This window comes from Allohoeflea poritis (assembly GCF_027889715.1).
GTDB lineage: Bacteria > Pseudomonadota > Alphaproteobacteria > Rhizobiales > Rhizobiaceae > Hoeflea_A > Hoeflea_A poritis.
This window is the reverse complement of record NZ_JAPJZH010000007.1, coordinates 91,124-107,890: the sequence shown is the minus strand read 5'-3', so window position 1 is coordinate 107,890 and position 16,767 is coordinate 91,124. Positions and strand designations below refer to the sequence as shown.

Sequence of the window (16,767 nt, the reverse complement as noted above, 5' to 3'; positions counted from 1 at the left end):
GTGACGATGCTGCAAACACGCCCCATTGTCTCAATTGTCTTGAAGATGCTTGAGCTGCCCCGACTACCAATCCGCGTTTTGGCCCCGTACGTCGACGTGAACGAAAGTGTTGTATCGACCGATACCGCCTGAGAACAGGCCTTGGTCACGCAGCTCTCGAACCACACCGTGCCAATCGACCGGTGTGCCCCAGCCTGAGACTTTGAAGTCAGCGGCCTTGAATTGGACATGCTGACTGTTGGTAGCCGAACCAGGGATGGCAGCGTTGTATGCGGGGCTACGATAAACGCTTGTCAACACGACCGGATGACCTATTCGCTCACGAACCTTCTGCAGCACGCGAGCCAAGGGCAGGACGTTGGCCCACTTGATCTCCGGCGGATCCGTGTTCAGGCCAAAAGCGGGATCATGCGCTATACTATGCGCCCCGCCCTTGACCAGAAACTCGTGCCACTCGAAATGGGTTACATCCGGGGCATGCGTTTCGAAATAGCTCTTGAAGTTGATATTGCTCGATACTTGGCCGTCGATATTCGGCGATGTCCCCGCTGCAACATCTGCAATATCGGCTGCATCAGAGTCAGCGGCATCGCCTTCGCCTTCGACTACACGTTCTGTTTGTACGTTCTCTGCTGCATCCAGTTCGATCAGCGCTTTCAACAACGTGGCCGCACCGATTTGTTTCGAGACCGCAGTAGCGCTGAAGACACCGTCTCCCACAAACTTCCCGCTTGAGTAGATGTTCGAGAAAGACCAAAGATAGGGCGTCGGAATCTTTCGAGATCGATAGCCGAAACCATTATAGGCTTCCCACCTGTAGAGCGCTCTGGAGAGAGTCCAGTCGGTGAGACCATTGAGCTTTTCGCCAGTAAGCGCGTCGCGCGCGCTTTCTTCCCACGTGTAGGGCAACGATCCGCTGGCCGGGGTGGCGGCGGGACGGCCGGCGGGCACACGATGGGTGCGCGCGTTCAGAGAGTCGCCGTTGTGAAGGTGAGTGCCGAAATTGTAAGATGATTCGAGCAGGTGCACGCCTGCAATAAACCACCATGGAATCCCCAGCGGGCCGCCGACCGCTTCGTAGCGGTGTTTGTTGCTCATCGCGATTCTGGCGTACTTCATCACGGTGGCTTTCGCGGAACCGGACTTGTACTCCATAGACCCGAAAAATTGTGCATATTCGTCGGCCAGATCCACGAACTTCCGGGAATTCGTGGGCTCGAAAGAAGTAAGCCGCGTAAGGCCCTGTGACGGAGACGGCAATCCGGTCGTTTCGCCTGTCGATGGTACATCGGCCTCATCTTCAGCCACTTCCTCGAATTCTTCGGGGTTTTCGAAGGTGGTACGCATGCCTTCCGGGCCATGGAGAGTCGCGAGCCCCTTCGAAAGCTTGGCCGCAATCGCCGCCAGTTCAGGTGTGGGCGGCCGACCAAGTGCTTGAATACCGTTGAACAAATCTCCGGTCAGGCGCGCCAGCTTCGGTGTTCCTTCACGGAAATTTGCCAGAGCAGCCTGAAATGCGGCGGGGGACAACTCGTCGAACGTTTTTTCCGCAATCCTGGCTTCGTCCTCTGGCGTATTCAAATCAAAAATCAGGTTGCCGAGCCGAGCATGGGTTTCTCGAATTTCATCTGGTGACATGGTCATGGCCCCAATCGACCTTGGTTTAAAATTTCAATCCGATAACTGCCGTATGGTTTTCTCCAGAACCTGTGCCGCCGCCTTAACCTCAAGGGCGTGATCGAGGGCGAGGTTCAACGTTTCAGGGTCTGTGACACCCGCCTCAGTGGCTTCAACGAGCGTGTCGAGACTTTCTGCCATGTTGGACAGCAGCACGACATAAGCGCCGAGGCTGTCATACATGGCCTTTATCTTGGCGAATTCTCGCTGGCCTTCTGCACCGCGTGGACCTCCGGGCCGGGTTCGGGCAAAAATCAACTGTGAGGTCCGATAAAGCTGATAGACCTGCGGTGTGTCCTCGATCAAAGCGGTGATCAACGCATTGATGACACTGTGCTGCGCGGCGAGCGACCGGCGTACAGCAAATTGCGCCTGCGCAGTTTGCAATCGCCCTGCAATTGTGCCGACGGATGCGATCGTCGTATCGGTTAGAAGGAGCGCAATACCACCTGATGCAACGCCCGCAACAGACGCAAAACGCGCAGCGACCGAGCCGTAGGCGTCAATCTTCTTGCTCAACGCTGCCCCCGTCTGGCCTGAGTTCAAGGCGACCAGCGTGTCGTTGTAGGCCGCGATCGTCTCAAGGGCGAGAATGCGTGCCAGAATGTCAGGATCGGTAACGGGCGGAGTGGGTAGGAAATCCACCGGGTTGAAACAGCTTGGATTGGAGGTGTTTGCCGCGCATTGAACCGTCTGAGTACCGCTTGCTCTTTTTTTGTTGAATTCGACAGCCTTGTTGAGCGCGCCGTAAATTGCCTTGCCTGCTTCCTCGGCCTCCTTGGAGACGGAGAGATAGGTTGAGAGTTGAGCGCTTGGCAGGCTTGTACAGGATGCCAGCACCAACAAAACTGCCAAGAGCCCGAGCGGCGATCTGATCCAAAATACTCTCATGCTATGCCCCAATCACTCCAGATTGCTCGACCAATTTGTAATGCCAGCGCAAGCGGGACAATCTGCAAACAGTTTGCCAATTGTTGCACACCCAAAAGTAGAAGTGAATTCTATGTTGTGGTTGGGAGATGTCATTGGCAACAGTTTTTTGCCCTGTGCGAGTTTTCCGCTCTAGTCTGGATCGTTTTTCCTTGAAACTGCAAGGCCGGAAGAAAATTTACATGTATAGACCTTTTGCAGCCTCGAACCGGTGTAGGAATTTCGAACTGTAACACTAGGTGACTATTGTCGTCCCCAAGCCGACTTGCCGAATACAAGCCGATAGTGAGTTGCGCAGACAATCGAGACACAAACTGGTCTTGGAATTCAGTATGGATATGCAGAAGTTTTTGAGCGCTGTCGTTCCGCCAGATCAGCCGCATGGCCGACATCAGGGCTTTTACGGACAAATCTTCTTCTTGAGCAGGTAAAACCCGGCCGGGCTTCCTTGCGGCGACAGATATGCGGCGAGATTATTGTCGAGTACGTCCCTGACTTCAACTGCCGTCGTTCGGGGAGCCTTGGGGTTTATGTTTGCGCGGCGATTGACTGTTTCGGCAATATGCTCCGGTGAACATTGGACCGTCTTCAGTTCGACCAGGCAGGCCAGAACGCTTCGTTCCAGATCGCTTGTCAGCTCTGTCTCCAGAGCCAGCTGGTTTCGTCGTATGAGGTCGGCCACCAGGGTCGTTCTTATCTGCCCGAGTGTATGTTTCCTTCGGATGCGCCAGAAAATTTTTAGCCCCAGCCCGTACAAACCTCCGAGTTCCGTCTTCGCGATCGTCCTGACAAGTGCGTTTCCCCGCTTTCGGACCGCTTCCATGAAATTGTCGACATCTTCACAGGTCACGTGGGGCCAAACCGGCGCCGGTATGGGCACATTCGCCGATCCGAACAACGGGATAAGCACACGATATCTTTTACCGTCTTCCCCGCTGATCGTGTGCCGGTCTTCACAGCCCTCCGGCCACGACTTCACAACCTCATTTTCAGCCGAAACCCGGAAATGTTCGCGCAGGAACTTCTGGCAGTTTCGGCGGCCCAGTTGATAGTCATGCTCGGGAAATTTGCTGGTCAGAAATCCGCCAAACGCATTGAACACACCGGTCGCCAGCGGTTCGGCCGCTTCGAATTCTTCATCGCCGACGAAGAATTTCCGTGACGGTGCGATCAGGAAACGGCTGAACACCTCCTTGTTGTTTCCCGACCTTGCCAGGTCGATCGCTTTGACGCGCGCCTGGTTCTTCAGGGTCGGAAACAAGGCGGCGATCACTTCGCGCAGGAAGGTCTGTGTAAAGGGCTTGTCGGAAAGGTTGGGATCAAACCCAGTCGGTTCGGGAAACGGATCCACCAGCAGCACAGCCCGATCCGACTCCACCGAGCCCGGCTTATTGCGTTGCCCGGGGGTTTCCATGATTGTCCAGCGGGCAATCTCGAAGGGTTCATTGTTGATGAGGCCGCCATCGGACCCCGCATAGTCCACCTGGTAACTGTGCTCTCCTGCGTCATTGGGCGGCCAGAGCGGCTCGATGGAGCCAAGTTGCTTTGGGTTGGCATACGGCCACGCACGTTTGGTGTAGTCGCTTGTGTGAACCTCAATTTTCTGCGCCGGCAGGCCGATGGGAAAGGCGCCGGTCGCCAATGCACTTTTGATAAAGCGCCGGGCATGATCATTTCGTTCCGAATGATTTGCCTTGGATGCCGCTGCTACGATGTCGTCAGTCGAAATTGGCGTTCCAAGGTCCCCATATGCCTTCAACCAGTTGCTTTCAAAATCACCAGCGCCAAGCCCGGTCATGCAATAATGAACCCGGTCCGCATGCATGGACATGACATGCGCATCGGAGCCTCCGCCGGCCGTAAAGCGGATTCCGTAGGGAACGCCGCGCAAATTCGTGATGGTCAAGAACAGATGCAATCCCTCGGTCAGATATGGCCGTGGCTTTGCACCGGTTATTGTTCTTGCAACGGCGTCATTGGCGGCCCTTTCAAGGACCGTGCCGTTCATGATCGAGACGGGTCTTTGTCCTTCGCCGAGATCGGAAGTATCCAGCAAAGTGCCCAAATCTCTGGAATTGGCGTTTTCGCCAGAGTCGGAGCGTTGGGATTCGTCGGGTTTAAAGAAGGAGATACTTTCTACCCAGATCCTGTAAAGAGCGGGAAGGACATATTTTGTGTTGGCGGCATCCTGAACCGAAGGCAGCCGGGTGGGTTCTGACAGGGAAAAGGCGCCCAACGCAGCGGTGGCGCCGCCCGCGGAGGCTCCGGAAATGACCGGGATGAGGATTCGATGGTCCGGCACGGAGCGTTGATCCGATGGACGCGCCTGATCCTCCCGCCGGGCCCGCTCCCACTCTTCGAGCGCCTGGATCAGAAAATCGAATACACCGGCATTATAGGCGCCGGCCGAAACGGCTCCCGCCATCGTAAGCCCGACAACGAACTCGGTGTTCGAAGATTTCTCCGATGTAGACATGCACCGACCCCCAATACTTCCGGTTTCTCCGAAAATCATTCCGGTACGGCACAGGCATCTTGCTCCCCTGTGCGCTTGTATCTCGCTCTACGATCTTTGCGGACATTCGGCTGAAATGCCATCTATAATTGTATGATTTCTTCTAAACGTGCGTTTTTCTTGGGCTACGATACGTTCACCGACGAATTATTCTGCTCTCTGTGCCCCACGCGCCGCGGACCGCGAACGCCCGGCCCGGGCGGACAGCGTGCCTGAATTTGCTCATTACGCTGCCAGGCCATTGTCCGGAAGGCTGCCGGGTTGCTCGATCCAACGGACCAGCCCCAAAAAAGATGTCGGGCGGTACCGCATCTCCTCTGCGAGGCAGAAATAAGATAGATAAAATAGAAAAGATGTCGGCTAAAACAAATTCATGTCGATCGCCTGAAGGCTTTAACTTATGCGAGTATTGCCCGTTGAATGAAATAAAAGAAAATTTTTTGAAGATAAAAATATCAGAAAATAAACTTTGTGAAATGGATCAAAGGTTTAGGAGATAAAGTATCAATTCGAATAGCCGATATTCGAACGTGTATTTTTGCAACCATCGCGGCAGCGAATTCGGAATTGTTTGCGAAAGTCCGGATTTTGATTTTACGATAATTTAAATCTTTCGGGATTTTCTGGTTGCACGCGCTCCAAACCAAGACACGGCATGATTGCTGCCCATGTCGAGCGCATGTCTGTTCCAGAACAAATTGACTGGTCGATCCGCGATTCTCCCTTTTCGCGGTGAGCGGCTGCGTGTGGGGAACCCCGGTTTATGTTTAAAAAAATCAGCAATTTGTCGATAACCGCGAAAATCGCTGCTTTCATGATCGCCGTAAACCTGGGCGGCATCGCCGTGCTGGCAGGCTATACGTGGACGACGGAGACGCGCACGTCGATTGCGAACGCCGTCAGCAAATGGACGCTCGACACAGAGCAGTTCGCCACCCTCGCGGCGGGCGGCATCAAATGGAACAAGCCCGAGGTCGTGCGGGATGCATACGGTCTGTTCCGCGAAGACCCGTCGCTGAACATGGTGCAGTTCTTTGCCTTCAACCGCGATGGAGAGATTGTCGATAGCTGGGTTAGAGAAAACCCGGGAAGCAAGCTGTCGGAAGAAGATGTTCGAACCCTCGCACAGGCCAATGCCGAGGTCGAGGGCGCCGTTAATGGTCTGGAGGACGGGCTGGCATCGATCGTCCTGGCGCTTCCAAGGAATGCGGCCGGAAAAATCGGCGGCCAGGTCGTAACGGTCTGGACAACCGCACCGATCTATGCGGCGGCCCACTGGAACGCGATGATCCTGTTCGCCATCCAGACGGTTCTCGTCATTGCGGCGTTCGGACTGCTGCTCGTGGTCATGCGCAGCCTGATTGCGCGGCCGCTTGCCGAGATGAGCGAAAGCATCGGCCGCATGCAGGATGGTGACTTCGATACGGAAGTTCCCTTCCAGCAAAAGGGAGACGAGATCGGGGTCGTGGCGCGGGCGCTCGAGACATTTCGCTGCGAGTTCATCGCCAGGCAGGAGGAAAGCCGCCTCGCCGAGGAGCAGCGGCGCAGCTTCGAGGAAGAGCGGTCCGAAAACGCCAAGCGCAGCGTTGAAGCAGCGCAGGCTCAGGCATTCGCCGTGGATCGCATTGCGGCGGCGCTTGAAAAACTCGCTGCGGGAAATTTCACCTGCCGTCTTGAGGATCTTGGGCCGGATTTCGAGAAGCTCGTCAATGATTTCAACCGCATGGTCGATTCAATGAACGCGACCCTGGGTCAGGTGCAGGGCGCATCCGTCACCGTTGATACCGGCGCCGCCGAACTGGCGAACTCAGCCGACACGCTGGCGCGGCGCACGGAACAGACCGCTGCTTCGCTTGAAGAGACCGCTGCGGCCCTGCGTGAGATGACGTCGACGGTGAAGGAATCCTCCGAGCGGGCTACGGAAGCAGGATCGCTGGTCACCAAAACCAAAGGGGACGCCGCCAGCTCCGCAGCTCTGGTGCGAGAGGCGATCAGCGCCATGGACCGCATCCAGAAATCGTCTTCGGAGATCGGACAGATCAATTCCGTCATCGACGAAATCGCGTTCCAGACAAATCTTCTGGCTCTGAATGCGGGTGTTGAAGCGGCCAGGGCTGGTGAGGCCGGGCAGGGTTTTGCCGTGGTCGCCCATGAAGTGCGCGAGCTTGCTCAGCGTTCCGGCCAGGCGGCCAAGGAGATATCGCAGCTCATCAGCGAATCCGGGCGCGAGGTCGAGGGCGGTGTGCAACTGGTCAATCAGACCGCCGAGGCACTGCTGGCGATCGAGGCGCAGATCAACGAGATCACAGCCCGCATCGAAAAAATTATCGGCGGCTACCGCGAACAGTCTTCCGGGCTGGATGAGATCAACACGGCCGTCGTCAATATGGATCAGGCCACGCAGCAGAATGCAGCGATGGTCGAGGAAACCAACGCAGCCTGCCAGGAACTGCGCACGCAGGGCGCCGGCCTCCGCGAGATCATCACCCGGTTCGACATCGGCGGCGCATCGCCGGCCCGGGCGCCGGAGGCAAGCGGCGCCGACAGGCAACAGGCAAGGCCGGTGCCCGCGGTTGCCGGAAACACAGCGCTGGCAGCCGAGCCGGAAGACTGGGAGGAATTCTGATCACCGAATCCGAAAGGATCATGCAACCAGCAACGAGGAGAGAGCATGTATACCCGAAGCATTAAATTCGCACTTGCGGCAACCGTTATGGCCCTTGGCGTTCAAGGATCCCTGGCTGCCGGAGAACACGTACCGGCGGTTAAGGATTATGCCAGCGCCAACATCATGCCGTGGATATCCGATGGCGCCGTTGTCGCTGCGATCGCGGCACAGAACAAGGCCAATTCCGCTCTGACACAGGCCGAAATCGATGCGCTCGACCAGAAGTGGCGGGCCGGCGTCGACGGCGGGGACACGACGCTGATCGATGCGGTTCTCGGCAATTCCCTGTCGGACTTCCTGCGCGACAAGCAGATGGCTTCCAACGGTGTCATCACGGAAATCTTCGTGATGGATTCCAAGGGCCTCAATGTCGGCCAGAGCGAAGTGACCTCCGACTACTGGCAGGGCGACGAGGGCAAATGGAAGAAGACCTACGGTTCCGGCGATGCCGCCGCGATCTTTGTCGATGAAGCTGAAAAGGACGAATCGACCCAGATGCTGCAGTCCCAGGTTTCGATGACGATTGCCGACGCCTCGGGCGCGCCGATCGGCGCCATCACGATCGGGATCAATCTGAACGAACTCTGATCGAGCCGACCTGAACAGCGCAAGGGGCCCGTCTGCGGGCCCCTTTTGCTTTTCTGAATCACCTTGTTTCCCGATCGTGTAACGGTGACATGCGACGGACCTCCATCACATGCCGAAAGCCCGCACCCACGTGCCCGAATCCGGCTAATCTGCCAGTTCGCTACGAATGTCGAGATTGAAGTAACCAAATATATACCAATCGGACGGCTGCGAACCCTGCCGGCATGGGCGCTTTAGCAATCATTAAACGTCAACGTGTTTCATGAAACCCGGTAGCGGCTTTGTCCCGCATAACCAACTCGAAAGAGGTCGTGACGGTTGAAACAATAAGTCATCCGTAAGGAGCCCCAATTGGTGTAGACCAGCGGTCGGTAACCCGGCGGGTTCCGGGAGCCGACGGTGCATCGGGCTACCGGTAGCGGTAATGCGGCGGCGTTTGATCCACGGCTTGTTTCTGCGTGAACCAAATGGGGCCTCTGGCCCGGATACAGACCATCGAACCGGACGGTGAGAGCATTGAATTTGTCGGAAGGCAGCAGCAATACGAAGTGCCTGACCGTTGAGCAGGCCATCGGCGCCAGTCGTCCGGCGTTTGTCGGCATTGCGGTATTCAGTTTCTTTATCAATCTTCTGATGCTGAGTGGCCCGCTTTTCATGCTGCAGATCTACGACCGGGTCCTTTCCAGCCGGTCCATGCCCACGCTGATGGCCCTGTTCGGGCTTGTCGCGTTTCTGTTTCTTGTAATGGGTTTGCTGGAACTTGTCCGATCGAGGGTGCTTGTGCGGATCAGCGCCCATATTGCGCAGCGGATCCAGGAGCGGTTGTTCGATGCGGTCATGTTTCTTGGATTGCGATCAAGCGGAGACAGAAAGTCGATCGCGCCCCTTCGCGAACTCGACACCATCGTGCAGTATTTGTCCGGGCCGGGATTTGTCGTCCTGTTCGATGCGCCCTGGGTGCCTGTCTACCTGCTGGTGATCTTTCTTTTCAGCCCGACGCTTGGATGGCTTGCCCTCGGCGCTGCCAGCGTCCTGTTCATTGTCGCGCTCCTTAATGACTGGCGTGCGCGCGCACCTGCGAAACAGTCCGGCCAGGCCGCAAGCGAGGCATTTGAACTGGCCGGCGCCGGACAGCGGAACGGCGAGGTCCTGGCGGCCATGGGCATGCTGGAACCATTGCGGCGCAAATGGTCCGAGAAGAACCTGGAGGCACTGGACTGGCAATCCGAGGCGCGCGATCGCGCCGGCACATTGTCTGCCTTTTCCAAAGCGTTCCGGTTGTTCGTTCAGTCCGCAATCTTGGCAGCGGGCGCGGTGCTGGTTATTCAGGGCCAGATTACGCCGGGCGTGATGATTGCCGCATCGATCATTCTCGGCAGGGCGCTGCAGCCGATCGAGCAGTCGATCGTTCACTGGCGCGGACTGGTGCGCTATCGCGAGGCGAAGAAGAACCTGTCGGTGCTGCTGGAGAACACCCCGGTTCAGGCGCCGAAAACCAGGCTGCCGAGACCGAAGGGGCAATTGGAAGTCAGGCAGTTGCATGCCACGGACCCGAGCGGACGCGTTCGTATCCTGAAGAATATCAATTTCAGGGTCATGCCGGGAAGAACGCTGAGCATCATCGGTCCCAGCGCGTCCGGCAAGACCACACTGGCCCGGGTCCTGACCGGTGTCTGGAAACCGGCTTCCGGAGATATCCGCCTGGACGGTGCGACGTTCGATCAGTGGGACAGCACGCGGCTTGGCCGCTTTATCGGCTATCTTCCTCAGGACATCGAATTGTTCGACGGGACGATTGCGGAAAACATTGCCCGTCTGCAGACGAAGCCTTCCTCTGAGGACGTGGTCAAGGCGGCCATGCAGGCCGGTGCGCACGAGATGATCAAGCGCGTCGGCGGATATGAGACGCGGATCGGTCCTGGTGGGTGCAACCTTTCAGCCGGCCAGCGCCAGCGCGTTGCCCTGGCGCGTGCCCTCTTCGGAGAGCCTCCCCTGGTCATCCTGGACGAACCCAATTCCAATCTCGACGAGGAGGGCGAAGAAGCGCTGTATTCCGCCATCGTCGGGATGAGGGACCGCGGTCAGACCGTTATCACGATCGCCCACCGCACCAAGACGCTCAACCTGGCCGATGATCTTCTTGTGCTGAACGACGGGTCCCAGGTTGCATTTGGCGGACGCGAAGAGGTTCTGTCGGGACTCAGAAGGCGTCAGGGCGCACAACCGCAAGGTCGGATGATGCCGAGCCAATGGGGAACCAGCGGTTCCGGTGTCCGCATTACCGCGGGCGGCCAGTATGCGACAGACAACGCATCTTCCGGTGCCGGTTCCGAAAGAAGGGAAAGGCTGGTCCCGAATGACTAGGACGAACGGCAGGAACAACCTTAGCATCAGACCCTGGATATTGTTCGGGATGCTGGTCATTGCCGGCGTATTCGGTGCCGGCGGTGCCTGGGCGACGTTCGCCAGGATTTCGGGCGCGGTTATCGCCTCCGGTTCGATTGGCGTGGAGACGAAGGTCAAGACCGTTCAGCATCTCGACGGCGGGATCGTCAGCGAGATCTATGTCCGCGACGGTGATGTGGTCAGCGCCGGTGCACCGCTGCTGCGCATAGACGAGACGGCGGTAGAAGCGAGCCTGAACATTGTCAACAACAGCCTTTTCGAACTGATCGCGCGCAAGGCAAGGCTGGAAGCGGAGCAGTATGGCGCTGACATAATCTTGTTCCCCGACGAATTGCACCGGGCAAACAATCCGCTCTTTGTCAGCCGCATCATCGAAAGCAAGGCAGGTTTGTTCAATTCGCGTCGGGCCACCCGCGAAGGCCAGAAAAAGGTGATGCGCGAGAAGATACTGCAGCTGGAGAAACAGATCCGCGGGCTGGAAGCACAGGTTGCTTCAAATACCAGGCAGATCGATATTCTGTCGGCAAACATCACGCGCAAGGAACCGGCTGCGGAATCGGGCATCGTCTCGCAGGACACGATGGATCAGCTCTACGGACGGCACGCCGACCTGGCGGGTGAGCACGGTCAGTTGCAGAATACGATTGCGCGCGTGCGAAGCCAGATCAACGAAACCGAACTTCAAGTTCTTCAGATCGATGTCGATTTCCGCGAGGAAGTACAGTCGGAACTGCGTGAGGTCACGAACAAGATCGCCGAGCTGAGGGAGCAAAGATCGGCACTGGAAGACCAACTGGTCCGGACCCTTGTCGTTGCACCTGTTTCGGGTCGCATTCACGACACGTCGGTCCATACCGTCGGAGGCGTGGTTTCTCCGGCAGCACCGATAATGCAGATCATACCGGACAAGGATCGCCTGATCGTCGAGGCGCGGGTAAGGACGACCGATATCGATCTCGTTTATGTCGGTCAAAGCGCGACCGTCAATCTTTCGGCGTTTGATGCGCGGACGACGCCGGTCCTGAGCGCGCATGTCGTGCACATGTCCGCAGCGCAGCTTGTGGATCAGGCGACCAACGTGCCCTATTTTTCCGTAGCGCTGGAGATTCCGGATACGGAACTTGCCAAACTGGACGCCGATCTCGTTCTTCTTCCCGGCATGCCGGCGGAAGCGTTCATAAGCACCGGAGAGCGCACGCCGCTCGACTATCTGCTGAAGCCGTTCTCCACCTCCATCATGAAGGCCTTTCGCGAAACGTGAGTTGGCTTAAATGGAGAAGATGAACACGGGATGGTTTCCGGTTCCGTTCCAATTTATGCCACAATAACAGCAGGTTATTGATCGATATGTTAATCTGATCCGTTTCCTGGCGACAGGCTCACGGATAACAATCTGTTAATTCGGTCGGCCCCTTTTTGAGAAACTGGTTAACGACTGTTTCAGGCGCAATGCGCTAGTATGAGCGCGGGGATTCGTTTTCGTGAGAGGGAAGTATGAAGCCGTGCCGGTTACCGGCGCGGGAGTGGTTTTGATTGCCTTGCGCTTGATGGGAGAGCATCCGGATGAGCCTACAACACCAGCTGATCGGACATTGTGCATGTCCCATGTGCTCGGGAGATTTTGAGTTCGAGGCCGTCGACGTGACGGAGACGGCCGGCAGCCTGGACCCGCAATCTGCGCCGACTTTCACGGATGCTCAAGTCATCAACCAGATCGACTCCGGATACAAATGGTCCGGGAGTCAGATTTCCTACGGTTTCCTGAATAGCGGCCCGTCATGGGCCAATGGCGAGCAGACCGGCTTTGTCGCCTTCAATGCCCAGCAGAAGGCCGCCACCCGAGAGATCATGGAGCTGTGGGACGAACTGATTGCGGTCGACCTTGTCGAGACCGGATCAAATCCAGCCAGCGCCGATGTCAATTTCGGCAATACGAACACCAATATCTCCTATGCGCATGCCTACTATCCCAACGAATATTACGATATTGGCGGATCGGTCTGGCTGAACGCGCCGACCTATTCAGGCCTCTATGCTCCCGATTACGGAGACTACTACTGGCTCACCATCATCCACGAGGTGGGCCACGCGTTGGGCCTCAGCCATCCGGGCGCCTATAATGGCGGCGCGCCCAGTTACGCGAATGATGCGGAATATGCGCAGGACACCCGCCAGTGGTCCGTCATGTCCTATTTCAGCGCCTCGCATACCGGCGCGGACAACAATGGCGGAACGGGGTGGAAATATGCTCAGACACCGATGGTGCATGACATATTGACGATCCAGTCGATCTATGGCGCCGACACGACCACACGCACCGGCGATACCACCTACGGCTTCAACTCGAATGCCGGCAAGGAGATATTCGACTTTTCGCAAAACAGCGCCCCGGTCCTGACGATCTACGACACCGGCGGCATCGACACGCTCGATCTTTCCGGCTTTTCCCAGCGCGCCATCATCGACCTGACGCCCGGCAGCTACTCGTCTGTCGGCGGTGTGTCGAATACCATGACCAACAATCTCGGCATCGCCCACAACACCTGGATCGAAAACGCCATCGGCGGAAGCGGGAATGATACGATTCGGGGCAATAACCTGAACAATATTCTCGACGGCAATGGCGGTACTGACACGGCGGTGTTTAGTGGTGCTCTGACCGAATATACGCTTGTGGAGTTTGGCGGCATCGTTGCTGTTTTGACCGGGAACGGTGACGGCATTGACCAGCTCCTTGATTTCGAGCAAATCCAGTTCGCAGATCAGACAGTCGGAACCGAATCGGCAGCGAAATTCGACGGACTCGCATATATAGCGTCCTATGGGGACCTGATAGCGGCGTTCGGTGCGGATGCGCAGACTGGCTTTGAGCACTATCTGAGCAACGGATATGGCGAGGGTCGTACGGTCGATCTTTTCGACGCCCGCCTGTATCTGGGGGCATATGACGATTTGCGGTCGATTTATGGTTCCGATCTCGAGGCCGCAACGACGCACTTTATAACGACCGGCTTCGCGGAAGGCCGCAGCCGGGATGCCTTCAACGGTTACGAATATATCGCTTCATACGGTGATCTTATTGCCGCTTTTGGTGAGAATGCCGCTGCTGGTATAAACCATTTTATGGAAAACGGCTTTGATGAGGGGCGCTCGATATCGTTTGACGGCCTGGACTACATCGCCGGCTATGATGATCTGATCCAGGCTTTCGGTGCCAACTCCGAGGCAGGTGCACACCATTTCATTGTCAACGGCATGGGCGAAGGCCGGTCGACGGATCCTTTTGACGCCAGATTGTATCTGGGGGCATATGATGATTTGCGATCGATTTATGGCTCCGATCTCGAGGCCGCAACGACGCACTTTATAACGACCGGCTTCGCGGAAGGCCGCAGCCGTGATGCCTTCAACGGTTACGAATATATCGCTTCATACAGTGACCTTATCGTCGGCATTGGCGAGGATGCTGCAGCAGGCGTTACCCATTTTCTTGAAACCGGATTTGATCAGGGGCGTTCGGTACTGTTTGACGGCCTGGACTACATCGCCAGCTATGATGACCTGATCCAGGCATTCGGCGCCAATTCCGAGGCAGGTGCACACCATTTCATTGTCAACGGCATGGGCGAGGGCCGGTCGACGGATCCTTTTGATGCCCGACTGTATCTGGGGGCATATGATGATTTGCGGTCGATTTACGGTTCCGATCTCGAGGCCGCAACGAATCACTTTATTACGACTGGCTTTGCGGAAGGCCGCGACCGGGATGCCTTTAACGGTTTCAAATACATCGCGTCATATGACGACCTTATCAGCGCCTTTGGCGAGAATGCCGCCGCTGGCGTAAACCATTTTCTTGAAAGCGGATTCGACGAGGGTAGATCCATCACCTTCGACGCAGAGCAATATCTTGCAAACTATTCAGATCTGCAGGCGGCGTTCGGCGACAACACAGAGGCTGCTGCCTGGCATTTCATAGCCTTCGGGTATGACGAAGGTAGGACTGACGAATTGATTGTTTAGTCTGGAACGGGTCTCACTCCGCGACAATCAGCTCCACCCGTGCCTCCTGGCAAAGCTGCGCAATGGGCTTGGGTGGCGGGGCATCTGTGACGAAGTAGTCGATATCCCTGAGGCTGCCGATCTGCACCGGCGCCCGGCGCTGGAACTTCATGTGGTCGGCGACGAGGATTTTCCGGCGCGCCTGTTCGATGATCGCCTGCGCAACACGCACTTCGCGGTAGTCGAAATCGAGCAACTCGCCGTCCTCGTCGATCGCCGAGGCACCGATGATGGCGAAGTCCACCTTGAATTGCCTTATGAGGTCGACCGCGGCCGCGCCGATGATGCCGCGATCGCTCTTGCGGACCATGCCGCCGGTGATCACCACCTCCGCATCCTCGGTATCTGACAGGATGAAGGCGACATTCAGATTGTTGGTGATCACCATCAGGCCGCTGTGGCGGCTGAGCGCGTGGGCGACCTGTTCGGTCGTCGTGCCGATATTGAGGATGAGTGATGAATTGTCGGGAACGACGGCTGCGGCCGCCTCGGCAATACGCGCCTTGCCCTCCGAGGCCATGTCCCGGCGCGCCTGATAGGCAAGATTGGCGGTGTTCGAAGGATACACCGCGCCGCCATGCACCCGCTGGAGTTTTTCCAGGTCGCAGAGCTCGTTGAGATCCTTGCGGATTGTCTGAGGCGTGACCGCGAAATGCGCGGCAAGGCTGTCCACCTCGACCCGGCCTTCCTTGCGGGCAATGTCCAGAATGTCGATCTGCCGGGGCTGCAGCGGCTGCGCCATGATCCCTCCCTCCAGTCCGGCTCTATTAGAGCAATTCTGAGTTAAATTGGATCATTTGACCGTGGCGATTTTGGTCTCTGGCTAGGCAGGTTGCGCGCCGTGGTGCCAACCCACCACAAGCGCGAGTCAACAACGCCAGGGGCCAAAATCGCCCGGCCCATTCATTTTTGAGTTTCAATACAATAATCCTCTCTAGGGTGGGGAAAATCGGCCCATCGGCGTCGTTGCGCCACTCGCCCGATGCCCCACATCGCGCTGCGCGACGCGCCTGGCCGAGTGAACCGATTTTCCGCCATCAAATGTCCCAATCTAACTCAGAATTGCTCTAGTCCACAATCCGGCAAAAGATCAAATGCCGGCCCGGCATGTGTTGAACGGGGCTCCCTCGTTGCTTAATCTGCCGGCATGATCAAGGCGATGATTGTGCTCATTCTGGCATTCGTCCTGCCGCTCGCAGCGCAGGCCGCGCTGTATGCGGTGCAGGACGGGCATGTGCACTGGCGTCAGGCGGACTGGTCCAGTGCCGGGCTGGCGCCGGACCCATCCGAAGTCTCCGCGGCCATCGTTCAGGTTTACGCGGCGCGCGCTTATCGATGGCGCGGTATTTTCGGCGTCCATTCATGGATTGCCTTCAAGGAAGAAGGCGCAGCGAACTATGTCCGCTATGACGTCATGGGCTGGGGCAGGGCATTGCGCGAGAGTATCGGCCCGCCCGACGGCCGCTGGGCCGGCAACACGCCGCAAATCCTCTTCGAGGCGCGCGGTCCAGGCGCCGCTACCATGATCCCGCATATCAAGGAGGCCGTTGCGAACTACCCCCATGCGGAACATGGCAGCTATGTGCTTTGGCCAGGCCCGAATTCCAACACCTTCATCGCCACCATCGCGCGGCAGGTGCCGGAGCTCGAAGTGTCGCTTCCGTCGCTTGCGATCGGGAAGGACTACGCACCCCACTGGTTTTCGCTCATGAAGATGCCGTCCGGAACCGGCTGGCAGCTTTCCCTTGCCGGCTATGGCGGTGCGGGCGTTGCAACGGTCGAGGGGCTGGAGCTGCATGCATTCGGCCAGACGCTCGGCCTCGATATCCTGCGGCCGGCGCTGAAGCTGCCCGGCATAGGCCGTCTCGGCATGCCTCGCATTCAGGTGATGCCTTGATTGCCTCGCCAGTGGCGCTAATTC

General features: G+C 57.4%; 10 protein-coding genes. 6 read left to right on the top strand and 4 right to left on the bottom strand.

The genetic code is table 11. The features are described 5' to 3' along the window. Positions 1–63 precede the first annotated feature (63 nt). The 3 genes from OOZ53_RS12825 to OOZ53_RS12815 all read right to left on the bottom strand — a co-directional run bounded on the left by OOZ53_RS12825 (position 64) and on the right by OOZ53_RS12815 (position 5,032). Positions 64–1,638: a D-Ala-D-Ala carboxypeptidase family metallohydrolase gene (locus OOZ53_RS12825; protein WP_271089978.1), complete on the bottom strand. Its 1,575-nt coding sequence runs from the start codon at positions 1,636–1,638 to the stop codon at positions 64–66. Positions 1,639–1,671: 33 nt separating this feature from the next. Beyond that, a complete protein-coding gene (locus tag OOZ53_RS12820) occupies positions 1,672–2,568 on the bottom strand; it encodes a hypothetical protein (protein WP_271089977.1) in 897 nt (298 codons plus the stop codon). A gap of 439 nt (positions 2,569–3,007) precedes the next feature. Further along, positions 3,008–5,032, bottom strand: coding sequence for a patatin-like phospholipase family protein (locus OOZ53_RS12815; RefSeq protein WP_271090149.1), 2,025 nt, complete (start codon positions 5,030–5,032; stop codon positions 3,008–3,010). Between the two features lie 853 nt (positions 5,033–5,885). On the opposite strand from OOZ53_RS12815, the gene OOZ53_RS12810 reads away from it, so the two are divergent. From OOZ53_RS12810 to OOZ53_RS12790, 5 genes are all read left to right on the top strand, one after another. Further along, the gene (locus OOZ53_RS12810; protein WP_271089976.1) at positions 5,886–7,748 is read left to right on the top strand and encodes a methyl-accepting chemotaxis protein; all 1,863 of its coding nucleotides are present in this window, start codon (positions 5,886–5,888) and stop codon (positions 7,746–7,748) included. Between the two features lie 45 nt (positions 7,749–7,793). Next, a complete protein-coding gene (locus OOZ53_RS12805; RefSeq protein WP_271089975.1) occupies positions 7,794–8,378 on the top strand; it encodes a hypothetical protein in 585 nt (194 codons plus the stop codon). Positions 8,379–8,885: 507 nt separating this feature from the next. Beyond that, positions 8,886–10,742, top strand: coding sequence for a type I secretion system permease/ATPase (locus tag OOZ53_RS12800; protein ID WP_271089974.1), 1,857 nt, complete (start codon positions 8,886–8,888; stop codon positions 10,740–10,742). Further along, the gene (locus OOZ53_RS12795; RefSeq protein ID WP_271089973.1) at positions 10,735–12,045 is read left to right on the top strand and encodes an HlyD family type I secretion periplasmic adaptor subunit; all 1,311 of its coding nucleotides are present in this window, start codon (positions 10,735–10,737) and stop codon (positions 12,043–12,045) included. The genes OOZ53_RS12800 and OOZ53_RS12795 overlap by 8 nt, the downstream gene beginning before the upstream one ends. A 302-nt stretch (positions 12,046–12,347) precedes the next feature. Continuing rightward, positions 12,348–14,807 (top strand): M10 family metallopeptidase, encoded by a 2,460-nt coding sequence (locus OOZ53_RS12790; protein ID WP_271089971.1) that lies wholly within the window; start codon positions 12,348–12,350, stop codon positions 14,805–14,807. Between the two features lie 13 nt (positions 14,808–14,820). On the opposite strand, the gene OOZ53_RS12785 is transcribed toward OOZ53_RS12790, so the two are convergent. Further along, entirely contained in the window at positions 14,821–15,588 is a 768-nt protein-coding gene (locus OOZ53_RS12785; RefSeq protein ID WP_271089970.1) for a DeoR/GlpR family DNA-binding transcription regulator, read from the bottom strand. 417 nt (positions 15,589–16,005) lie between these two features. Here OOZ53_RS12785 and OOZ53_RS12780 point away from each other — a divergent pair, with 417 nt between their 5' ends. Further along, positions 16,006–16,743 (top strand): DUF3750 domain-containing protein, encoded by a 738-nt coding sequence (locus OOZ53_RS12780; RefSeq protein WP_271089969.1) that lies wholly within the window; start codon positions 16,006–16,008, stop codon positions 16,741–16,743. The last annotated feature ends 24 nt before the right edge of the window (positions 16,744–16,767 follow it).